23 protein-coding genes are annotated in these 22,315 nt (G+C 51.4%); 8 read left to right on the forward strand and 15 right to left on the reverse strand.

The window, feature by feature from the left end; all coding sequences use genetic code 11:
* Positions 1-240: 240 nt before the first annotated feature.
* Positions 241-1,011: a RibD family protein gene (locus P6574_RS17575; RefSeq protein ID WP_310621542.1), complete on the reverse strand. Its 771-nt coding sequence runs from the start codon at positions 1,009-1,011 to the stop codon at positions 241-243.
* Positions 1,012-1,122: 111 nt separating this feature from the next.
* On the opposite strand from P6574_RS17575, the gene P6574_RS17580 reads away from it, so the two are divergent.
* Positions 1,123-1,707, forward strand: coding sequence for a cytochrome b (locus tag P6574_RS17580; RefSeq protein ID WP_310621543.1), 585 nt, complete (start codon positions 1,123-1,125; stop codon positions 1,705-1,707).
* On the opposite strand, the gene P6574_RS17585 is transcribed toward P6574_RS17580, so the two are convergent.
* The gene (locus tag P6574_RS17585; RefSeq protein ID WP_310621544.1) at positions 1,708-2,451 is read right to left on the reverse strand and encodes a cobalt-precorrin-6A reductase; all 744 of its coding nucleotides are present in this window, start codon (positions 2,449-2,451) and stop codon (positions 1,708-1,710) included.
* A gap of 31 nt (positions 2,452-2,482) precedes the next feature.
* The gene (locus P6574_RS17590) at positions 2,483-3,580 is read right to left on the reverse strand and encodes a cobalt-precorrin-5B (C(1))-methyltransferase (RefSeq protein ID WP_310621545.1); all 1,098 of its coding nucleotides are present in this window, start codon (positions 3,578-3,580) and stop codon (positions 2,483-2,485) included.
* Between the two features lie 152 nt (positions 3,581-3,732).
* Here P6574_RS17590 and cobA point away from each other — a divergent pair, with 152 nt between their 5' ends.
* Positions 3,733-4,572, forward strand: coding sequence for a uroporphyrinogen-III C-methyltransferase (gene cobA / locus P6574_RS17595; RefSeq protein ID WP_310622187.1), 840 nt, complete (start codon positions 3,733-3,735; stop codon positions 4,570-4,572).
* Positions 4,569-5,918: a cobyrinate a,c-diamide synthase gene (locus P6574_RS17600; RefSeq protein WP_310621546.1), complete on the forward strand. Its 1,350-nt coding sequence runs from the start codon at positions 4,569-4,571 to the stop codon at positions 5,916-5,918. The genes cobA and P6574_RS17600 overlap by 4 nt, the downstream gene beginning before the upstream one ends.
* Here the strand turns inward: P6574_RS17600 and cobM are convergent.
* From cobM to P6574_RS17635, 7 genes are read right to left on the reverse strand one after another with little or no spacing between them, the layout of a single operon-like run.
* The gene (gene cobM, locus P6574_RS17605; RefSeq protein ID WP_310621547.1) at positions 5,915-6,691 is read right to left on the reverse strand and encodes a precorrin-4 C(11)-methyltransferase; all 777 of its coding nucleotides are present in this window, start codon (positions 6,689-6,691) and stop codon (positions 5,915-5,917) included. The genes P6574_RS17600 and cobM overlap by 4 nt on opposite strands.
* Positions 6,691-8,544 (reverse strand): precorrin-3B C(17)-methyltransferase, encoded by a 1,854-nt coding sequence (gene cobJ / locus P6574_RS17610; protein ID WP_310621548.1) that lies wholly within the window; start codon positions 8,542-8,544, stop codon positions 6,691-6,693. The genes cobM and cobJ overlap by 1 nt, the downstream gene beginning before the upstream one ends.
* The gene (gene cobI / locus P6574_RS17615; RefSeq protein ID WP_310621549.1) at positions 8,514-9,239 is read right to left on the reverse strand and encodes a precorrin-2 C(20)-methyltransferase; all 726 of its coding nucleotides are present in this window, start codon (positions 9,237-9,239) and stop codon (positions 8,514-8,516) included. The genes cobJ and cobI overlap by 31 nt, the downstream gene beginning before the upstream one ends.
* On the reverse strand, positions 9,236-10,447 hold the full coding sequence (gene cbiE, locus P6574_RS17620; RefSeq protein WP_310621550.1) for a precorrin-6y C5,15-methyltransferase (decarboxylating) subunit CbiE: 1,212 nt from the start codon (positions 10,445-10,447) through the stop codon (positions 9,236-9,238). The genes cobI and cbiE overlap by 4 nt, the downstream gene beginning before the upstream one ends.
* Complete coding sequence (locus P6574_RS17625) at positions 10,444-11,112, reverse strand: precorrin-8X methylmutase (RefSeq protein ID WP_310621551.1); 669 nt, start codon at positions 11,110-11,112, stop codon at positions 10,444-10,446. Before P6574_RS17625 ends, cbiE begins: the two co-directional genes overlap by 4 nt.
* A gap of 9 nt (positions 11,113-11,121) precedes the next feature.
* On the reverse strand, positions 11,122-12,228 hold the full coding sequence (locus tag P6574_RS17630; RefSeq protein WP_310621552.1) for a sirohydrochlorin chelatase: 1,107 nt from the start codon (positions 12,226-12,228) through the stop codon (positions 11,122-11,124).
* Positions 12,228-12,482: a DUF6732 family protein gene (locus P6574_RS17635; RefSeq protein ID WP_310621553.1), complete on the reverse strand. Its 255-nt coding sequence runs from the start codon at positions 12,480-12,482 to the stop codon at positions 12,228-12,230. Before P6574_RS17635 ends, P6574_RS17630 begins: the two co-directional genes overlap by 1 nt.
* 410 nt (positions 12,483-12,892) lie before the next feature.
* Between P6574_RS17635 and P6574_RS17640 the strand changes: the two genes are divergently transcribed.
* Positions 12,893-13,411 carry a glycine cleavage system protein R gene (locus P6574_RS17640; protein WP_310621554.1) on the forward strand — a complete coding sequence of 173 codons (519 nt, stop codon included), beginning with the start codon at positions 12,893-12,895 and terminating at the stop codon, positions 13,409-13,411.
* 58 nt (positions 13,412-13,469) lie between these two features.
* Positions 13,470-13,922 (forward strand): hydroxyphenylacetyl-CoA thioesterase PaaI, encoded by a 453-nt coding sequence (gene paaI / locus P6574_RS17645; RefSeq protein WP_310621555.1) that lies wholly within the window; start codon positions 13,470-13,472, stop codon positions 13,920-13,922.
* Positions 13,923-13,989: 67 nt separating this feature from the next.
* On the opposite strand, the gene ggt is transcribed toward paaI, so the two are convergent.
* The 4 genes from ggt to P6574_RS17665 form a co-directional block, all read right to left on the reverse strand.
* On the reverse strand, positions 13,990-15,738 hold the full coding sequence (gene ggt, locus P6574_RS17650; protein WP_310621556.1) for a gamma-glutamyltransferase: 1,749 nt from the start codon (positions 15,736-15,738) through the stop codon (positions 13,990-13,992).
* Between the two features lie 598 nt (positions 15,739-16,336).
* A complete protein-coding gene (locus P6574_RS17655) occupies positions 16,337-16,675 on the reverse strand; it encodes a hypothetical protein (protein ID WP_310621557.1) in 339 nt (112 codons plus the stop codon).
* Between the two features lie 135 nt (positions 16,676-16,810).
* Positions 16,811-17,383, reverse strand: a complete 573-nt coding sequence (locus tag P6574_RS17660; protein ID WP_310621558.1) for a UbiX family flavin prenyltransferase — start codon at positions 17,381-17,383, stop codon at positions 16,811-16,813.
* A 180-nt stretch (positions 17,384-17,563) separates the two neighbouring features.
* Positions 17,564-19,093, reverse strand: a complete 1,530-nt coding sequence (locus P6574_RS17665) for a UbiD family decarboxylase (protein WP_310621559.1) — start codon at positions 19,091-19,093, stop codon at positions 17,564-17,566.
* Positions 19,094-19,257: 164 nt separating this feature from the next.
* Between P6574_RS17665 and ubiT the strand changes: the two genes are divergently transcribed.
* The 3 genes from ubiT to ubiV are packed head-to-tail and all read left to right on the forward strand — an operon-like array spanning position 19,258 to position 21,750.
* On the forward strand, positions 19,258-19,791 hold the full coding sequence (gene ubiT, locus P6574_RS17670) for a ubiquinone anaerobic biosynthesis accessory factor UbiT (RefSeq protein WP_310621560.1): 534 nt from the start codon (positions 19,258-19,260) through the stop codon (positions 19,789-19,791).
* A gap of 36 nt (positions 19,792-19,827) precedes the next feature.
* Positions 19,828-20,844: a ubiquinone anaerobic biosynthesis protein UbiU gene (ubiU, locus tag P6574_RS17675; RefSeq protein WP_310621561.1), complete on the forward strand. Its 1,017-nt coding sequence runs from the start codon at positions 19,828-19,830 to the stop codon at positions 20,842-20,844.
* 9 nt (positions 20,845-20,853) lie between these two features.
* Complete coding sequence (gene ubiV, locus P6574_RS17680; RefSeq protein ID WP_310621562.1) at positions 20,854-21,750, forward strand: ubiquinone anaerobic biosynthesis protein UbiV; 897 nt, start codon at positions 20,854-20,856, stop codon at positions 21,748-21,750.
* A gap of 21 nt (positions 21,751-21,771) precedes the next feature.
* Here ubiV and P6574_RS17685 read toward each other — a convergent pair whose 3' ends face one another.
* Positions 21,772-22,182 carry an MAPEG family protein gene (locus P6574_RS17685; RefSeq protein ID WP_310621563.1) on the reverse strand — a complete coding sequence of 137 codons (411 nt, stop codon included), beginning with the start codon at positions 22,180-22,182 and terminating at the stop codon, positions 21,772-21,774.
* Positions 22,183-22,315 lie beyond the last annotated feature (133 nt).

Genomic DNA, 22,315 nt, shown 5'->3' on the forward strand with positions numbered 1-22,315 from the left:
CAAGCATTACTAATTGTAGAGCTTGAAGTTCATATCCTTGCCAAACTACATCCGCCAACGCACTTATACTTTAGATTATATATTTTAAATGTATATTATAATATTTCAATATTCTTTATTATTAGAGCATATTATGCCTATTGTATCGATTGAAAAGTTACAATTTAGCACAATAAACTTGATTATTTTACTCAATATAAGGAATACGGACCCAAGAGGAATGACCATCCCTTATCACAGTTAGTCTAGGTCCAAGTCCAACAGTACATCACACCCCAAATGAAACCAATTCGCCTTTGGGCGCATGGCATCATCCAGCTTTTCAATAGGTGGTAATTTAATGCCCGAAGGTCCAGCACCAATAATCAATGGAGCCACCATCAGGTGAAGGTGGTCCAATAATCCTTCACTGAGAAACCGAGAGAGTGTCCAAGCCCCCCCTTCTATAAGAATATTGCGAAACTCGCCCAAAGCATGGCAAATATCACCGCAGCTAATGACCCCGTCCCCATTGGTTGCCACCGTAATATGTTCAACACCATCAGGTAGGTTTATATCCACATTCTGACCCGTCACCACAATACGCCGCACTGTTGCATCATGAAGTAACTTTGTCTCGAACGGCAGGCGCCCCTTTGGGTCAATGATGATTTTTGCAGGGCTTTTTCCCTCAACCCGACGGACAGTAAGCTGCGGATTGTCACAGATCGCGGTGCTTACACCAATAACAACACCATCACATAATGCCCTCAAGCAGTGCAGATGATCTAGTGCCTCGGGGCAATTAATATAAAAGGAGTGCCCCGCCTCAGTTGCTATTCTACCATCTACAGATTGCCCCAGTTGACCCACTAGCGTTTGCTGTTTCGACCCACAAAGCTTATTGAATATTGAAGGGTACCCGCCAACTTCATAGTTTCGGTTACCTGCTCGGGCCTTCAAAATCTCTCGCCACACTTCCACAGGCATAGAGCCACTAATGAGACGACGAGAAGACTCTACTAGGTTCATAGGGAGACCCCCTGACATCAGATAGTTTTCCAAGCACCCATTCCGTGGGTTAATCTAGTGGTAGCCGAGCAAGAGGAGCCTGTCGAGGCTAGGTTTCAAGGGGGATACTCAATGAGTGATCACAGGTCGAAAGTACAGCACCGCTCCGAAGAACGCGCAGCACAGCTAACTCCCTATTCTTCCCCTCATAAATGGTTTCACTGGATTACAGTCATTGCTGTTTTTTTAATGGTACCCGCCGGCATTGCCATGGCGTACATGGAAAGTGGCCCCACGCAAAATGCACTATTCGATTTTCACCGGTCGGTAGGGGTTTTCCTGCTCTTTTTTACAGCAATACGTCTGATTTACAGAGTGTTTGATGTGCCTCCACCACTTCCTGCTTCCATTCCATTTTGGCAAAAAGCTCTTGCACAGCTTACACAGTCCGCACTGTATTTCATATTAATCGCCAACCCGTTACTGGGTTGGTATGCAACGTCTGCATATGGCGCGAAAATTAATATTTTCGGACTATTCACACTCCCTTCAATTGCCAGCAAGAATCGGGAAATCGCAAGTACCTTGTTCGATTATCATGAAGCACTGGGTTTAATTTTGTGCGCCTTGGTTGCTCTTCATATTTTGGGTTCCATTTATCATTTGGTCATTGCCAAAGATGGTGTTTTCGAACGCATGAGTTTCATCAAACGGTGATCATAGAACCCGATTATGAACCCAACGTTCAACGCTTTTTGTATTTATTGCAATCTCAGCTGGAGGCAGATTGGGTCGCTGAATCATGTAGACTGGAAGGCTCAGTACACGGGCTGCCTCTAACTTAGCTGCAGCTCCTTTACCTCCACTATTTTTGCAAAGAACTGCATCTACCTGATAATAGCGCAGCATATCAATTTCTGCGTCAACATTGCGGCTTGGGCGGGATATCAAAAGTTTACCGTCGGGCAGGACCACATCAGGATCCGGTTGCTCAATCATTCGCATTAAGAACCATAAGTCTTTACGTTGGTTAAGGACCTCCACCTCCTTACGGCCAATAGCTGCAAAAAACTTTCTATTAGAAGGGAGCATTGCGAGAGCGGCTTCCAGACTTTCCACTTCATGCCACTTATCTCCTGCCTGCGGCTTCCAAGAGGGCCGCTCATATCGAAGCAGAGGTACGTTCTCCAACCCTGCTACTTCTGCAGCGTTCTCACTCATTTGCCGGGCAAATGGATGTGTTGCATCGATAATCCCATCAATCTTGTTTTGTGTAATAAACGTACGAAGCCCATTAACGCCCCCAAAACCACCCGAACGTGTTGGCACGGCTAATTGAGATGGGGTACGCGTTATGCCAGCAAGAGATGCAATTACATTTATCTTTCGATGCTTCGAAAGGGACATTGCAATTTGAGTAGCATCCTGTGTACCAGCTAACAAAAGGAGGTTCTTCTTCATATTTTATAATCCAGTCCCAATGATTGTGCTTTTAAGGAAAAAAGGGGGCGTGCCCAATACGATTTCCTTGCCGATCAATGACAAAAATCTCCAAATTCACAGGAGCTCCGCGCAGAATTTCAAGTGCAGCTTTCTGTGCTGCCAGCGCAATATATTCACCGAAGGTAACTTCATGGTCCTGACAAAGCTCCAGAACCTGCTTTACAGTATTTGCGGAGCTCACCTGAGTATGGAATTCCTCAGATACAGACGAACAGTCAAGCATCTGGGCTAGCCGTTGAAAATCAACCCCACTTCGGGCCGAGTGCAGATCCATCGCGCCTTGAGCCAGCTTCACAAGCTTTGCAGGCCCTCCAGCCAGCACCAACTTCGGAACAGGGTGAGCACGCAAGTATTTTAGCAAACCACCTGCAAAATCCCCCATATCCAAGTAGGCGCTTTCAGGTAAGTCTGGGTATACCCCCTTCAATGCATCTTCCGATGTTGCCCCTGTGGCAGCTGCCACCATCTGCTGACCGGTAGCCCGAGCAACATCCACACCCCGGTGGATGGAGGCAATCCACGCAGCACAAGAAAAAGGCCGTACAATTCCCGTAGTTCCAAGAACTGATAGTCCCCCCAAAATACCAAGACGTGGATTCATAGTTTTTTGTGCCAATTTCTCACCATCCGCGATGGAGATCTCGACTTCAACATCCAGTGGCGTGTTATGGGTCTTGGCGATTTCCTCTAACTCTCTTGCTATGATTTCCCTTGGTCTGGGGTTTATAGCGGGTTCTCCAACAGGAATGGGCAGCCCCGGCTTTGTAACCGTTCCAACCCCTTTTCCTGCTTTAAAAAGCAAACCGGAACCAATGGGTAAAAGCTTCAGGCGGGAGGTAATCAGCGCCCCGTGAGTTACATCAGGATCATCACCTGCATCCTTGATAATGGAGGAACTCGCCCATCCTTCCCCCACCTCTTCGGCAGCCAGAGCAAAGGCAGGAGTTTCACCGCGAGGCAGCGTAATTTGTACAGGGTCAGCAAACTCCCCCGATAGCAATTTCTGGTAGGAAGATTTAGCCGCCGCCGCCGCGCAAGCGCCCGTAGTCCAACCTCTGCGCAGTTCTTTTCGCTCTGATCCCGTCATCCGCGCAGTATAGCCCACATGATTTCATGGTGCGAACCCATACACATAGTTATGATCACTTTTTCAGCCCTTAACCCAAGAGCTTACTTGGCGCTGTCTATTTGCAAGAGTATGATTACCACATGTCTCAGTTAAACGATGTTCAGTCAAAAATGCAGCTTTCATTCTATGATTTCCCTCAGTTTCTAGAGGGCAGCGTCTGGCTTACGGGCGCTGGCCCTGGAGACCCCGGACTCCTCACGTTGCATGCAGTACGCGCATTACAGCAAGCAGATGTCATTGTATACGACGCTCTCGTGGATAAACGCATTTTGGAATTCGCTAAGCCCGAGGCCCAAATTGAGTACGCAGGAAAGCGGGGCGGCAAGCCCTCCCCCAAACAACGAGACATTTCTTTAAAGCTCATAGAGCTGGCAAAATCAGGTAAGCGCGTTTTACGCCTAAAGGGTGGAGACCCGTTCGTATTCGGACGGGGAGGAGAAGAAGCTCTCATGCTGGTGGAGGCGAATGTTCCATTTCGCATTATTCCCGGTATAACCGCAGGAATAGGCGGATTGGCCTATGCTGGAATCCCTGCCACTCATAGGGGTATCAACCAAACCGTCACCTTTCTGACAGGACATGATCAAAACGGCGTAGCTCCCGATCAAATCGATTGGGATGCCCTAGCGAAGTCTTCACCTGTTATCGTTATGTATATGGCCATGAAACATCTTGGCTCTATAAGCGAGAAGCTGATTGCTGGTGGCCGCAAAGCCCACGAACCGGTTGCCATCGTTTGTAATGCATCTTTGCCTACTCAAAGCGTGAGTGAAACAACCCTTGGCAGCTGTGCATTCGATGCTCAAAGACTGAAATTAGTTCCGCCAGCCCTCGTGGTTTTGGGGGATGTTGTTCGACTTCGAGCTGGCCTTGACTGGCTTGGCCTTTCAAAAGGGCGGGAACTCAGCCCGAACCCGCTTGGAGACACTATAGAGCAGTTGGCACAATGACTATCGCGCGAGGCCTTATGATTGCGGCTCCCTCTTCCGGAGCTGGAAAAACAACAGTGACCCTCGCGCTGTTGCGCGCACTGCGAAACCGGGGCGTTTCCGTCTCCTCCGCTAAGTCAGGTCCAGATTATATCGATCCGGTTTTCCATTCAAAAGCAAGCGGGAGCCCATGCATAAATTTGGATGTCTGGGCAATGCCGGACCTCTTACTGGCCTCTCTAGCAACACAACAAAGTTCCAACAAAGAACTGCTTATTATTGAGGCTGCAATGGGACTTTTCGACGGCGCTGCCGATGGCACCGGCTCAGCCGCCGATCTGGCAAACAAACTAAGTCTTCCTGTTGTTTTGGTTGTCGACTGCTCAAAACAAGCTCAATCAGTAGCAGCCTTGGTCCATGGCTTTAGCAGTTTCCGCAGGAGACCGAAAACTGTCGGCATCATCCTCAACAGAGTTGGGTCTGCTCGCCACGAACACTTACTAAGACGTGCTCTGGCTCCACTCAATATTCCTGTTATAGGAGCCCTCTATAAATCAAAGGAGCTTTGTGTTCCGGAGCGCCACTTGGGGTTGGTGCAAGCCAATGAAAGAGAAGATCTGGAAGAGTTTCTTGAAACAGCAGGGACCCTTGCAGCAAAGCAAATTGAGCTTGGTTCTTTAACGGCACTGGCCCGTCCGGTTGCAGTTCCTGCTTTGGAGAACAAATCCCTACCAGATCCACATATTCTGCCCCCCTTTGGACAGCGTATCGCAATTGCAAGAGATATTGCTTTCGCCTTTTGCTACCCGCACCTACTAGATACCTGGCAAGCCCACGGAGCAACCTTGAGCTTTTTCTCCCCTCTTGCCAACGAAGCTCCGGAAACCGGCGTAGATGCCGTCTACCTGCCTGGTGGATACCCCGAGCTTCACGGCCAGCAACTGGCCCATGCAGGCAACTTTAAACAAGGAGTGCACAGCGCGGCAAATAATGGCACCTTTATTTTTGGCGAGTGCGGCGGTTACATGACCCTTGGTGAAAGTCTTATCGATAAAAACGGGGAAACCCACGAGATGCTGGGTCTTTTACCGTTGGAAACAAGCTTTGCAACACGCAGGTTGCACATTGGATACCGTAAGCTCAAACAGATCTCGGACCCTGTTAGTAACGCCAGTCCCTTACCGTGGGCCTGTGACCTTTCAGCCCACGAATTCCATTATGCCTCCATCGTCCGCGAGGGCGAAGCAAGTCGCCTGTTTACAGCAAGCGATGCGGAAGACAACGCTCTCACAGACATGGGCCTGCGGCGGGGAACCATTATGGGTTCCTTCGCCCACATCATTTCCAGACGACCTTCTGAGGTTTAGACGCTTTTCTCTTTTGCCTTAGGCCGCAGAACATGTACGCAGTTGGGATCATAAAGGGCGCTGTCACGGAACTCTTTTCCTGCCTTAAGGGCAGGTCCCACAAAGATCAGGGCCGTGCGGGTAATCTTTGACGAGCGGACCTTGCCGCGTATATCCTCCAAAGTGCCATGTATGAACGCTTCATCAGGCCAGCCCACACGGTAAGCCACAATTACCGGACAATCCTCACCGTAGAGCGGGGCAAGCTGGCGGTGGATTTCACCGAGATTACGCACGCTCAAGTGAATAGCCAGTGTAGCACCAGACTGCCCGAGCGTTGCAAGGTCCTCCCCCTCTGGCATGCTGGAAGACTGCATTGCTGTGCGAGTGATGATGATGCTTTGGGCAATTTCAGGGATCGTTAGCTCGGTTTTAAGCGCCGCAGCGGCGGCAGCAAATGCAGGCACACCGGGGGTCACATCATAATCAATTCCCAACGCATCAAGGCGGCGCATCTGTTCAGCCGTTGCCCCGTAAATGGAAGGATCGCCCGAATGAACCCGTGCCACGTCCAGCCCCTTTTCGTGGGCAGCTTTGATCTCCTCGATAATCTCATCAAGGTGCAGCGGGGCAGTGTCCACTACATGCGCCCCATCCGGTGCAGCTTTGACAATTGCTTCGGGAACAAGCGAGCCCGCATAAAGGCAAACTGGGCACTTTTCGATAAGCTTCAGACCGCGAACAGTTATAAGCTCAGGATCTCCCGGACCTGCTCCGATAAAATGAACCGTCATTACCAGTTGCCCTTCTTTTCACCGCGCGGCGCATCAATGCGCTTGGCATAGCCACGGGGGGTATAAACAAAATTGGAGGAGACACCATCGCCGCCCTGTCTGGACTGGGAACAGCCCACCATGACAGTTGTCAGCATGTCCACATCATCCACCTTGAGTTCTGAAAGTGTCGTGATGCGGATAGACTGGGTTTCCCGCCCAATATTGGAACCAAGCACCACCGGCGTATCCTTTGGGCGATGCTGGAGAAGCAGATCCCGCGCATAGGCAAGCTGTGTGCGGCGGCGTTTGGAAACTGGATTATAAAACCCGATCACAAAATCCCCTTCCGCAGCTCCCTTGAGGCGTTGCTGAATAGTCTCCCAAGGGGTGAGAAGGTCAGAGAGAGAGATAGCGCAGAAGTCATGACCCAGCGGTGCGCCGATCAGATTACTCAAGGCAACCATTGCAGATATACCGGGAGCAGAAGCTACTTCCACACGGCGTGCGCCATCACTCACACCGCCGTTGTCTTCAGAGCGGTCCAGCAGTTCATAAACCAGCGCGCCCATGGCATAGATACCAGAATCGCCAGAGCAAACCAGCGCCACTTTGCGTCCCTTTGCTGCCTGTTCAAGTGCAAAACGGACCCGATCCTCCTCCGCACCAAGCGGGAAAGCATGGCGCTCCTTGCCAGCAATTAGGTGGGAAACCAGATCTAGATAAAGACCATAGCCCACAACCTCATCGGCTTCACTGATCCATCGGGATGCCTCAGGGGCACGCCAGCTTTCTTTACCCGGTCCAATGCCAATCACATGCAATCTTCCACGAGCGCGGCCAAACTCTTCTGCATTCAAGGGTAATGGTGCCCTAGCAATGGCAACGGTGGCATTTTTCGTCTTTTGCTTTGCCAGAACAAGCGTGCCAGAGCCGCCAACAGCAGCAAGGGCAGAGCCTTCACTCACCCCATGACAACTGACTTCCGCAAACACCACATCAGACGGGTTTGCAAGGCGCGGAGTTTGCTCTTCCAGTTCACTTGCTGAAAATACCCGAAACGGCAGACTCAGCTTTTGTGCAAGCTGGTTGATGGCTCTTTCATCGGCTTTTAGGTCAATACTGGTGATGGCGGCAACGCTGCCTAAAGCAATGCCCGCATTTTCAAGGGCACCGATCACCAGCTCTTCCAATTCCTGCAGAGCGCAGCCACGGGCACAGCCTACACCCACCACATGGGTTTTCGGATGATAAACCAGCTTTGAGCCGCTACCATTTTGAGCTTTTTCACTGGCAATAATTTCCAGCTCGCCCTGCTCAGAAAGTGTCAAACCGCTTTCTTTAACCCAAGGAATGTCCCCACTCACCTTTATCGCTTTGCCCGCAAGGCTTGATGCCATGAAGCTTTTGGCATCCTCCGGGTTTCCAAGGCTCCAGCCGAGAGGTGGCTCATCCAGTGCCAGACCGAAGGCCGTATCACCTGCTGTCGTTATTGCTGCATGTCCTTCCAGAAAATTAGCCAGCTCACGAGCCAAATCATTGGCCCCGTGATGCCCACCCAGAAGCGGCACCACGCTCGCGCCATTTTCAGAAACAGCCAGCATTGGCGGCTCACGCATTTTGTCATCCAGAACGGGACTGACGGCGCGGATCAATATGCCCGCCGCACACACACCGATGATCGGAGTTCCTGCCTCAAACAACTCCTGAACACGTTCACTCACACTGGAAAAATGTTGGTCATAGCCCACGTTGGGCTGACCGCCGTCTTTGGTGAACCCGTGTACCAGACTTCCCGCCAGATTTGTCTGGATCCTGCGGGCAACGGGCAGCGCAACGGGGTTTACGACAAGAATTGCTGGGGAAGCGACCATGCTTCGGACCCCCTATAAATTAAGATCATTGAAAAATATGGTGCCTTGGCATCTTCAACGGCAGAGAGCGGAAGAACCTTCATTTCCGGCAGGCTAGCGCGTTCCACATAACCGGCGCTTTCGCTCAGGCCTATCTCTTTCAGCAGCGCTTTGAGCCGTGGCAAGTGACGGCCGACTTTCATAATAACCGTCGCTTCACTGGCATTAAGCAAATCCTTTATACGCTCGTTCTCAAGCGGGCCGGGAATAACGGTGAGGACATCATTGCGCGAAGCAGTGGGCCGCCCCAGTGCGGCACCGCAGGCCATAATGGAGGAAACACCTGGTACAATCTCGCAGGGAAAGCGATCCACAAGGCGTTCATAAAGATACATAAAGGAGCCATAGAGAAACGGGTCGCCCTCGCACAGCACATGCACGTCCTCGCCCGTTTGTAAAACTTCAGCAATTTCCTTTGCTGCCCGCTCATAAACCTCAATGGCCGGAAAACGGTCCGTTTTCATAGGCATGGGCATGGGAATTTCCCGCAGGCCCTCGCGAATGTAGTCCTTTGCAATGGAGCGGGCAAAGCTGGGTGTATCAATAGCCGATGGATAAGCGATCGTGCTCGCATTTGTAATGAGCCGGTGGGCTTTAAGCGTCAACAACTCCGGATCTCCGGGGCCAAGTCCAATGCCGTAAAGTGTGCCTGTCATTTTTTCCTAATATTCCATTGTGTCACCTGCATCAACGGCCGCCATCCAGATAGGCTACCTACAGGTGAAATGCGCGAGACGTTAAGACGGCCTAGCTCCCCACCAAGGCGCTGCCAAGCACTCATGAGAACCTGCTCACCTTCCAAAGTCACCGCATTGGCAACCAACCGCCCACCGGGTTTCAAGCGCTCATAGCAAGCCTCAATCTGATTGGGTGCTGTGAGGCCGCCACCAATGAAAATGGCATCAGGATCCGGCAGGTCCTCCAGCGCTTCAGGGGCCTGTTTATCCACGAGTTGAAGATGGGGAACACCAAGGTTTTGTGCGTTCACACAAGCCATGTCCAGCCGCTTGGCGTTGGGCTCCAGCCCGATGGCAGTAGTTCCTTTTGCAGCGCGAAGCCACTCAATAGCAATGGAACCGCATCCTGCCCCCACATCCCAAAGGAGCTGATGGGGAACCGGCATGAGTTTTGCCAGAGTAACCGCTCGCACCTCGCGCTTGGTCAGCTTGCCATCATGGCGGAAAGTATCATCCTCCAGTCCGGCAAGGTTTGGTCTCAAAGGCGTGTTGGAGACAGCGCTTACATGAATGGCAACAGTGTTCAAATCGGTGGCTTTGTGGGCATAGGTCTCGGCAATACTGCCGGTGAGTTTTTCTGAAGGGCCACCAAGATGCTCAAGAACCGTCAGTTGGCTCTCACCATAGCCCTCATCAACTAAAAGGTCCGCAATAATCTCCGGTGTTTTGCCATTGGAGGTGAGTGCCAGAATACGCGCACCGGGATAGAGCGAGCGGCGCAGACTATCCAGCGGACGGCCATGCAGGGAGATACATTCCGTATCCTGTAAGCGCCAACCCATTTTGCTGGCTGCCAGCGAGAACGCCGAGCTGTGAGGCAAAATGGTAAACTCGCTCGCATCAAAGTGCTTCACCAATGTAGAACCAACACCAAACCACATAGGATCACCGGTTGCCAGAACAATGGTTTTCTTGCCCCGCTGCGCAATCAACTCTTCAACCGCCTTGGCAAAAGGGGAAGTCCAGTTTTTTTTCTCACACCGCAAATCCGGGATAAGCGAGAGGTGCCGCGCCCCGCCGTAAACCACCGAAGCGTCGTCCAGAGTTTCTTTCGTGCGCTGTGCCAAGCCCTCCCAGCCATCTTCTCCTATGCCAATTATCGTCAGCCACGGCTCTTGTGCGCTCATGCACTTTTCTCCCCATACGTATTTTCTTCCGGCAAGCCCGCGGCCATAGCGTTGACCGCAGCCGCTGCTATTGCTGAGCCCCCGCGCCGCCCCAACAGCGTGACAAATGGAATACCGAGCGTGCTTTGTACTAAGGCCTCTTTGGATTCAGCCGCCCCCACAAAACCGACTGGGAAACCAAGTATGGCCGCAGGCTTTGGAAAGCCCTGGGCGATCAGGTCCAGTAGGTGAAACAAAGCCGTAGGTGCATTGCCGAAGACGGCCACCGCCCCTTTAAGGTGCGGCTCCCACAACTCCACAGCAGCTGCACTTCTGGTATTGCCGATACGCTTTGCCAATTCTGGAACTGCTGGATCATTCAAAGTGCAAATGACCTCATTTTCACAAGGCAGGTAGCGGCGGATGATGCCATGAGCGGTCATTTCAACATCTGTGAGAATTTTTGCGCCGTTTGCCAGCGCGGAAAAAGCGGCTTGCTGAATATCATCGGAAAACGCCATATCCTGCGGAATGTCTGTCATTCCGCATGCGTGGATCAGGCGAATTGCCAGCGGGTGAAGCGGCAGTGGCAGTTCATCCAGCCGCGCCTCGCTTCGAACGGTATTGAAGGACTGGCGGTAAATAGCCGTCGGGTCCTTCTCATAGCTAAAACCCGATTGGGTCATCGCCTGTGCCTATCCTTGGTTTTTACCAGTTTCCTTCAACATGCTTTTCGGCCCCAACGGGTGGTCCGCATAGGGATAAGGATGATGATGGTGGTCATGATCATGGCTATGATCGTGGGATTGCCCGTGATCATGGCTATGCCCGTGATGGTGGTGATGGTGATCCACCGCCCCCTTTGAATCGCACTCGCCTGTACAGGTAGTCTCGCACAAGTGGCACTCGGCCTCATCGCCCAGTCCTTCCACATGGTGATGGTGACTTTCCTGCGGCAACCCGATTTCCGCCTCGAATCCCAGAACCTGCTCGCGGTATTTGCATAACTGGCAGTTCATGGTGTTTTCACCTTCAAGAATTTCGCGCACGCGCTCTTCCATGGTGTCCAGAACCTGTGGGTGATCGTTGAGGTATCCAGCCTTGATAAACTGGATTTCCGGATAACGTGCGGCAACTTCATCTGCAAAGTTGTAGATGCGCTGGACCAGAACGCCCGTAAACAGGAAGTACGGGAACACGATAATGCGTTTGTAGCCAAGCTTGACCGCATGTTCCAGCCCCGGTTCTACCAAGGGGAACGTTACGCCGGAATAGCAGGTCTCCGCCCAGCCAAAGCCCATACCTTCCCAAAGAAGACGGGTGACCTTGGAAACGTTAGAGTTGGCATCAGGGTCAGATGCCCCGCGCCCGACCACCATAAGCAAGGTTTCTTCAGGCTTTACATCGCCCTCAGCAGCATCAATGGCTTCCTGAATGCGTTCACCGGCAGCGCGTACCATACGCATATCCACTGCCAGTTCACGGCCATAATCGATTTTCACGTCCGAGTGTTTTGCTTGATAGGTGTTCAGCACAGATGGAATATCGTTTTTGGCGTGACCAGCCGCAAACAGCATACCGGGAACGGCAAGAATGCGGGTACAGCCCTGCTCGCGCAAGTTATCCAGCCCAGAATGTATGACCGGATTGGCAAACTCCAGATACCCATAGTCCACCGGTAAATGAGGGAAGCGCGCGCGCATCCCCTCCGCCAGTCTGGCAAACTCACCAACAGCCCCGCGGTTGCGGCTGCCGTGACCGCAGACCATGATACCCAGTTTTTCCTTGTTTCCCTGCAACATTACACTGCCTCTGGCTGCTCGTCGCCGTGTTGAGTTTCACCCTTGATCTCTTGGTGAGATTCGTCTTCACAACTACGTTTCTTGCGTGAGGCATAAACAACAGCACCTGCAAGCGCAGCAGCGCCAACAACCAACCCAATACCAATCCAATGAGCATGGCCGGCAACTTCAGCCACATGCCCTCCATGAGCACTGGCCCCTGTGCCGCTCGCAACCAAAGCTGCGGTCGCGGAGGTCAATATAATACGTTTCATGTCATCTCCTTGACTTTGAGGCTACGCACAAGTCACATTTGTGCAAGCCAACAATGCTGGAGACGTCTGGAAGAGAAGATAAAAATGATCACACTAAACAGAAAATCCTGAGTAGCTTTTTCACATTTCCTCTGACAGCTCTGGACTAGGCCCCCGAATTGGGTCAGCCACCACCAGAATAACTTTCAGTCCGTCTCGGGACGCCGTCCAATAACGAGATGCAAGCTATCCGAGCAAGAGATCCCGCGCAAGGAGGTTTTCTTCGCAAAAGACTATTCTTTTGTTTATCTTACGCATGCAGCAAAAATGGCTACGTTTCAACACTCGGGAAATTTGAGGTACCGCTCTTCCATATACACCGCCTTTCTGAAAAGATGCATTAGAAACTGATTATACTTCGAGGTATTATGATGAAGAAGTCCCTTATCCTAACTGTCGTTGCACCCGATAGAACCGGTTTAGTGGGAGAACTTTCTGCCATTATAGCAAAGCATGGAGCAAACTGGATCGACAGTTCAATGGTACGCCTTGGAGGTCACTTTGCAGGCGTGTTACGGATCAGTATTGATGCGGAGGATCTTAAGCAACTGCGCCTTGCTTTATTGCGCTTGGAAGACAAAGGTTTCACAATCAGTTTGTATGAAGAGGGTAAACAGCAGTCTCTCCCTGAGGGCGCTCAGGCTCAAATCTCCATTCTGGGACAAGATCAACCGGGCATGCTCAGCCGCATCTCCGGAATTTTAGCCTACCACCATGTTAGCATCAATGAGCTTACCTCATGTGTAGAACCTGGTTCAATGAGCGGGGAATTGATGTTTAAAGCAACTGCAACTATTATATTGCCTATAAAGCTTTCTGCTGAACAGCTTATCTCGGACCTAGAGAAAATCGCAGGCGATATCATGATCGAGCTGGACTATCTACAATAAGGCAGATTGCGAATAATCACAGCACTTTATCCAGCCTTACAAGAATTAGGACTTCATTATGACCCCACAAGTTATTGCCGAACGCGTAGCTGAGGTTTTTGGTGCGGATGATCAGGCAACTAAAATGTTGGGCATTCGAACCCAAAGCATCGGACCAGGAAAAGCTGTAATGACCATGCAAGTTACAAAAGATCATGTAAACGGCCATGGCACATGTCATGGAGGACTGCTTTTTACTTTTGCCGGATGCGCTCTCGCTCTAGCCTGCAATAGTTACAATAAAAAAGCAGTAGCCCAACATTGTTCTATTACCTACATCAGCCCCGCCCATATTGGAGACACCTTGACAGCATCGGCTAAAGAAACGTCACTCGGCAAAAGGTCAGGCATCTATGACGTGTCAATCACCAACGAGCTAGGCGAACAGATTGCGGAATTTCGCGGGCATTCAAGGTTGATTGGTGGAGAGCACTTCGTTGAACCAAAACCTGCCCAACAGCTTCCATCATAACAGAACACAATAGGTGTACTTCACCCGTCCGCAGCCCAATTTTCAAAACAGCTTGCTGCTCTTTTTCTCACTGGCCCAGCGCAACCCCTTCACGGCGAGGATCAACACCTCCTTCCAACCCTTCCGATGAGATATAAATCCCATGAAGCCCAGAGTTCATGTCTTTGATATCCACGTCATAGCCAAGCATTTCCAGAGGTTCCTTCAGCTCTTCCATCCAGGTTCCTTTTTCCAGATCATAGGTTCCAAAGCGGTTAATTGCATGAGGAAACTCGACGGCTTGCTGGATATTCATATCCCACTCCAACATTGCTAACAATGATGTGGCAACATAACCAATAATCCTGCTTCCTCCGGGAGATCCAATCGCTATCACAGGCTTATCATCTTGCATGACAATTGTGGGTGCCATGGATGAACGCGCGCGCTTTCCCGGCTCAACCCTATTGGCAATCGGAACTCCGTTTCGATGAGTTCTAAACGAAAAATCCGTCGATTGGTTATTGAGCAAAAATCCATTTGTCATTAATCGGGAGCCGAAGCCATTTTCGATTGATGAAGTCATAGAAACAACATTTCCGTCAGCATCAACGATCACAAAATGGGTCGTAGATGGAAGTTCAAGACTCTCATCGTCAGCCTGCCTCATGGCATGGTCCCATGGAGGAGTACCTGCTACTACCTGTTCCGGAGACAATGCCTTTTCACCCGCCAGTAACTTGGCGCGCTCCGCCATATAACCAGGAGACGTTAATCCCTTTGTTGGCATCGGCACAAAATCACTATCTGCCATGTAGCGCGCCCGGTCAGCAAAAGCGAGACGAGATGCGTCTCCAATCAAACGCCAGCTCTGAGGTGCTTTATCTCCCTTCTCTTTCAAATCAAAGGAGGATGTAATCCCCATGATTTGGCCAACACTCAAACCACCTGAGGAGGGGGGCCCCATACCACAAATTTCATAGGATTTATAAGGTGTACAGACCGCCGCACGCTGGATAACCCGGTATGATGCAAGATCCTCCAAGCCCAAAAGGCCGGGGTTCACCTCTGCATCGCGCACCGTAGCGACAATATCCTCAGCTATCTGCCCCGTGTAAAATGCAGCTGCCCCACCAGCTGCCAAAGTTTCCAAAGTCTTCGCATAAGCGGTATTTTTCAGTGTAGAGCCAACCTGTAAAGGCAAGTCACTAGGTAAGAAGTACTCGCGCGTCTCCTGATAGCGAGAGAGGTTGGCAACATCTGCGGCTATTAAGGAGTGGAGCCTTGGGGATACTGTAAACCCTTGACGGGCCAGACCTATAGCTGGCTCCAAAACTTTCGCCCAAGGCAGACTGCCATACTTGGCATGCGTGTCATACAGCAATCGAACAAGACCTGGAGCTCCGACGGAGCGCCCACCGATAACAGCCTCAAAGAATTCCAGAGGCTCTCCTTGAGGATTTAAAAATAGCTCTGGCGTTGCGGTACGCGGTGCTGTTTCCCTCCCATCATAAGTGGTCAGCTTGTCGTGAACAGCATCATAATAAACAAGAAAGCCCCCACCTCCTAAGCCGGAGGATTGAGGCTCAACCAACCCTAATGTTGCCTGTACTGCAACCATTGCATCAATTGAGTTCCCGCCCAACTGAAGCATTTGAAAGCCCGCTTGCGAAGCATATGGATTTGCCGTCACCACCATGAAGTTTTCAGCGGACACAAGGTTTGTTTCTTGTGTCCCACTTTCCCCTTCTGGGGCAAATGTGTCACTTGCCTGTTGAGCACCAGAATAAGGCAGGAATGAAAAAAACAATAAATAAACCAGTAGCGCCCGTAACATCTAAACCCCCTTGACTCACACGTCCACGTTTCCCGTGTGATTTCGGCTCAACAGCTCTGAACGATTACCAACAACAAAAGAGCAGGCAAAGGCAGAAGTATCCAAGTGAGGACACATCATGACCGTTCAAATTACCCAAGCCTATCATAATCTTTTTTAAGTTCAGTGTTAAAGTTCTCTACGCTCTCCCCGCAGAAAGTAGAGAACTGAACCCATTCATGACCTTCAAAACCGCAACCTCCATCATGGAATAAGACAGGTGCTTTCATGTTCACTATCTGTTTCGCAGCACGTCCATTCGGTCATTCCTGCTGCACAACTCTCTTGGGTCTCTGAGCGACGAACACACAGACGTTTAACTTCAAACGACCTCCCAGAATATTGTGAAAAGTTGGCCAAAAAAACTCTAACTTGGTTTGGAGCATCCACGCCAGGGCTCACCTCCATTAAGCAAGTCCCTTCCTGTATATGTCGCACAACAATACTATAGTCACTTGCAAATACTGAAGAGGTCAACACAAAGCAAACGATTGCACTCGCCTCAACAGCGCCAAACCAGAGCCTCGAAATACTCATGGTTTCACCTCAGGCAACAACATCAAGGTATTAAACAAACCGTATCTTTACCTGAAACGCCTTCACAACAAGTCCACTCTGTAAATCCGGCAGCACAAGAATCAGCTGTGGCCGTACGACGATGACATAGCTTTGAGGTTCGAAAGGTCCGAGCGTCATCCCTGTCCATGTCAGCTAACATAACAATGTCATTATTTGGAGCATTGGGGCCGATTGAGACTTCAATTTCACAACTCCCTGATTCGGCGACCCGCACGGTTATTGTACCCGGAGCCTCTTCCGCTGTTGCAACTGTTGCTCCAGCGAATAGGGTTCCAAAAATGAGAATAACAGCTACACCAACGCTTTTAAGAATAGTCATCATTTAGTTGGGCCTTTCTTGCCATTGGCGTTCACCAAGAACTACCAGCGTGAGACGTGACCACAGCATATACGAGTGTTTTTTCGCTCCCGTTATTCTTAAAGCGAAAATTACAAAACGTCTGGAAAGAACACGCTAACCAACTTTCCAGCGGCTCAACGCCCCTTTAGGATCGATGCCAAGGCAAGCGATGGAGCGGGCGGCGATCTCCCTAGTTTGAGCTTCAAACTTTGTAACACCATTATAGAAGGCGGGCACAGGCGGGCAGATGACAGCACCCATTTGCGTGAGTTTAAGCATGGCTTCCAAATGCCCCTGATGGAGCGGAGCTTCACGCGGCGCAACTACTAGCTTACGCCGTTCTTTTAAGGTGACATCCGCCGCGCGGGTCAACAAGCTATCAGAAAAACTATAGGCCGTCGCTGAAAGCGTGCGCATGGAACAAGGTGTAATCAGCATTCCGTCAATTGGATAGGAACCAGAGGCGATAGCGCTTGACATGTCTGCACCATCATAAACAGTATGTGCCAGCGTGTTCAGCTGTTCCACACCACTCTCTCCTAGCTCATGGGAAATGGTCACTGCCGCACCTGAGGATAACACCAGATGACTTTCCACGCCCAGATCTCGCAGGATTTCCAGCGCACGAACGGCCAAAATGGATCCGGAAGCCCCAGTAACACCAACAATGATACGTTTTCCTGTCATCTCTCTGCCTTCAAATCTGGTTGTTTGCAATGCTCTTCGCCTAAGGGGTGCCTATAATACTGTAAAATGGAAACCGGCTCGGGGGCCGAAGTGACACCGTAGAGCCTGGGTACTTTGCCTAGGCAAAGTCAGTAGGGTGCGGAATTCATCACAATCGTCACCACGGGGTCCACTTACCTTCTATTTATTTTCGTCCCGTTCACCTGATTTCATACCCTGCAAGCCAGCTGGAAACAGCTCGTCCCAGCGTTCTTCCACACGGGTCTTTATATCTTCCGGCATAACAATAGTCTTCGCCCATTCGCGGCTGGTTTCACTTCCTATCTTGGTAGTGGCATCAACCCCAAGTTTGCCGCCAAGCCCTTCCAGCGGAGAAGAGAAATCAAGACTGTCCGTCGGAGTACGGTCCAGCACAACGAGATCTCGCGCAGGATCCATACGTGTTGCCACCGCCCACATAACATCCGACCAGCTGCGGCAATTAATATCATCATCCACACAGATGATCATCTTGGTCATGGTGAACTGGGGAAGCAGCGACCACATGCCCATCATCACCCGCCGTGCCTGTCCAGCATAAGACTTTTTGATCTTCAGAACAGCAATACGGTAGGAACAAGCCTCCGGCGGCAGCCACAAGTCTTCCACTTCCGGCAATTGTTGCTTGAGAATTGGCAGGAATACGTCATTCATCGCCTCGGAAAGTACAGCAGGTTCATCAGGCGCACGGCCTGTAAAGGTGCTCATGTAAACAGGGTCTTTTCTGGCTGAAATGCGGGAAATATTATAGATGGGAAACTGCTCCGGCGCGTTGTAATAACCGGTGTGGTCCCCATAGGGACCTTCTTCGGCAGTTTCAAACGGTTCAGCGTAGCCTTCAAGCACAATCTCACTGCTTGCCGGTACATGCAGCGGGATATCCTTGCACGGCATTAACTCAGGGCGCTTTGAGGACAAAAGTCCTGCAAGGGTTAATTCTGTCACCTGCGAGGGTGTTGGGATTACGGCAGATAATATAGTTGCTGGATCCGCGCCAATCGCCACTGCCACGGGCATTTTCTCGCCTTTTGCCGCCCATAGACGATGATGCGCCGCACCGCCGCGCATGGAAAGCCAGCGTAAAATGGCGGTTGTCTTACCAGTTACCTGAATACGATAGATGCCAAGATTATATTGGGAAGGATCATCTGCCCCCGGAGGGCGGGTGATGACGATCCCCCAAGTGATAAGTGGCGCTACATCCTCCGGCCAGCAGGTTTGTACCGGAAGCTGGGAAAGGTCGAGCGGCAACTCTTCAAAATCACGAGGAGCCTTTACCCGTTTGGGCCGCGCGTTATAGGCTGCCTGAGCCACCGGCATAGCCTCCCACAAACCTTTCAGGCCCTTTGGCGGGGTGGGGGAGCGCAAGTACGCCATAAACTCGCCAAGTTCGCTCAATTGATCCGCCCTGCACCCAAGGCCCATGGCTACACGCTCTCGAGTGCCGAAAATATTAGTGACCACAGGAAGAGACCCGCTTAATCCATTTTCCCAGATTGGCCGATTAAACTGTAAAGTTGGCCCTCCTTGAGCTAGGACCCGCCGGTGCACCTCTGTCATCTCTACATTAAGCGAGACCGGCGCATCCACATTAACCAGTTGCCCCTTTCCCCGCATATGCTGAAGAAACTGAGAAAGATCGGCAAAAGCAGGCTGGCTTCTTTTATACATGTACGCGTCCAATCGCTCCACAGGCGTTTTAAAAGGATCTCGCCCAGCGTCACTTATGGGGAGCTATCCCCTCTTTTTGAAGGTCTCGCCCTACCTTGCCTTGATATTTATCAATGATGCCTCCCTCCGCACCTCCTACCTGTTTTCTTAAAGGAGATGCGTAAATGTCGTTTCAGCCTGATCGGGGCATGTTTCCCCCTCTAGTTCAAAGTGCCCTGCGGTTTGTTCCCCCACCTCCTCTGGGATTCATCTTAACCCGCGCAGTGCGCAAGCTCGCCCGCCAAAGGCCTGACCTTTTTGAGCGTCTGGATACCTACCGTCACGCCCACTTCATCATTGATCCGTTGGACGTGCCCCATGTGTTCCGCCTCATTCCCAATGGCGAACACGCAACCGTTGAAATGTTTACCCGTAAGGAAATGCCGGAGGGCACCGCCCGCATCTCCGGTCCCCTTGTTGTGCTCCTAGGTCTTGTGGATGGTACTTACGATGGCGATGCGGTGTTTTTTACCCGAGATCTGGTGATTGAAGGCGATACGGATGCGGTTCTTGCCCTACGTAACACCATGGAAGAAGCGGACCTGACACCGGCCGAACTTCTGGGCTTTAAAGGCTCACTACGCGAGAAGGTGGACAGTGCAACCAGCAGAACCCTCGACAGTCTTCGCCGCCGGTTGGATGCACCCGACGCAACCTAAAAAGAGTTCCCCCGTCTTCCAGCCATAGGAAACCCAATGCCCCCTATTCATAATAGTAAACCCTCACTGGAGCTGGTTTGCCCCGCTGGTACCCCAGCAGCCCTGAAGGCGGCTGTGGAAGCCGGCGCACACAGCGTTTACTGCGGGTTTCGCAATGAAACCAACGCCCGTAACTTCCCCGGTCTGAACTTTTCCGAACGCGAGCTGAACACTGGCGTAAAGCTTGCGAGAAAACATGGTACCAACGTCTTAGTGGCAGTGAACACCTTTGCCAGAGCCGGAGATACCCGTATCTGGACAAAAGCTGTTGATGCGGTTGCCGCCTCCGGTGCCCATGCCATTATCGCTGCCGACCTTGCCGTGCTGGATTATGCCGCCACGCATCACCCTGATCTGCGCCTTCATCTTTCAGTGCAGGCTGCCGCGGCAACGCCTGAGGCGATCCAGTTCTATCAGGACACATTCAACGTGCGCCGCGTGGTTCTACCCCGTGTTATGTCCGTTGAGGAGATTGAAAAGCTCAATAAGGAAATCAAAGTGGAGACGGAAGTTTTCGTCTTCGGCGGTTTGTGTGTCATGACAGAAGGGCGCTGTGCCCTCTCCTCGTATGCCACTGGAAAGTCTCCCAATCTCACAGGCGTGTGCTCGCCCCCTGGTGATGTGGACTACGCCGAAAACGGCGGCACATTAAGCGCTCGCCTTGGCGGCTTCACCATTGACCAGTTCGAAAGCGGAGAATCTGCAGGCTATCCAACCCTTTGCAAGGGCCGGTTTAAAGCCAATGGCGAAACATCCTACCTCTTTGAGGACCCAGTCAGCCTCAATGCTGCCGCTCTCCTGCCGCGCCTGCGAACCGCTGGGGTGACAGCTCTCAAAATCGAAGGCCGTCAACGTGGTAAAGCCTATATATCACAGGTGGTTAAGGCCTTCCGAACTGCCGTTGACGCACTCGACGCCGGGGGCAATGCGGAGGAAGAGGTTTCCGCTATGCTGGCCACCATGACCGAAGGGGGCCGCGAAACCACCGGTGCCTATAAGAAAATCTGGCGATAAGGGCAGACAATGAAAAAGATAGAACTCTCCCTCGGCCCCAATTTTTTCAATTGGCCCAATGAAAAGCTGGTGGATTTTTACGCCCGTATGGCCGATGAAACCGATTTTGACCGTATCTACATCGGTGAAGTGATTTGTGGCAAGCGTATGCCGTTTTCCGATAAAGTCTGGCCACAGATAATCGAGCGCCTTCTGGCAGCTGATAAAACCGTCGTTCTGTCAACCATGGCTCTACCTGTTACCGTGCGTGACCGCAAATCCATTGCTTCGCTTTCGGAAATGGACCTGCTGATGGAAGTTAACGACATCAACGGTCTGGCACGCCGCGCAGGTTCGCCCTTTGTGGGTGGCCCATTCCTCAATATCTATAATGAAGGTGCGGCCAAAGCCCTCATGGACCGGGGCATGGAAACCCTGTGTCCACCTGTTGAACTGCCACTTACTTCCACAAAAACTATTGCAGAGGCCCTGCCAGAGCTAACAATTGAATTGTTTTCTTTTGGTCGTCTTCCCCTAGCTGTCTCCGGTCGCTGCTATCATGCCCGCGCCCATAAGCTACATAAAGACAACTGCCAGTTTGTCTGCGACAAAGACCCCGATGGAATGGACGTGAACACGCTGGACGATCAGGAGTTTCTGGCCGCCAATGGCATCCAGACCCTGTCTCACTCCGTACAGGCCATCACAATGGAAAGTCAAGAGCTGAAAGAGAACGGTATTGGCCGCCTGCGCATCTCACCCCATTCCTTCGACATGTTAGCGGTCAACCACATCTACCGCGATCTGGTGGATGGCAAGATCAGCGGTAAGGACGCCCGCGCCAAACTGGAAGAGCTGCCGCTCCCCGGCAAACTGGTGGATGGTTACATCGGCGGTAAACCCGGCCACCTTCTGGCAGCCGAGTAAAACACGTAGCTGCCCTTTTCACTAGAGGGGCAGCTGCTCTACAGCCAGCATCACCAGCATGACCCCGCCGGTCAGGCCCAATACCATTGTCACGGCAGCACCTACAAACCTGTAAACATTCACCGGCTTTCGCGAAAACACACCGATGGGGTGCATGACACGGGCGATCAGGAACAACGCAGCCCCCCAGGACAGAATACTAGCGCTTGTGCCGCCTATTTCTAAAAGACCAAGCAAAATCAGCATGATTGGAGCGTTTTCGGCAAGATTACCGTGAGAGCGGACATATTTCACCAAGCCCATTTTATCGGCCTCTCCCAAAGACTGGCGAAACCTCCCCCTTGCCCCTGCAACGATCAGCGCCCACAGCATCTGGTAGGTCACAAGAACCCCCGCAGTGAGCGCCGTAATCAACGGATATTGAATCTCCATAACTCCCTCCCCCTCTTTCGCAAACTGGATTTAAGTTTTGTGATTCTATAGTAATTTCACGTAAGTACGTTAGTTCTTAAGTAGAGGTTTTCATTCATTGATAACTGGACTTTATTTATTGAACTAAGCAACT

This window comes from Pseudovibrio sp. M1P-2-3 (genome assembly GCF_031501865.1).
Classification (GTDB): domain Bacteria; phylum Pseudomonadota; class Alphaproteobacteria; order Rhizobiales; family Stappiaceae; genus Pseudovibrio; species Pseudovibrio corallicola.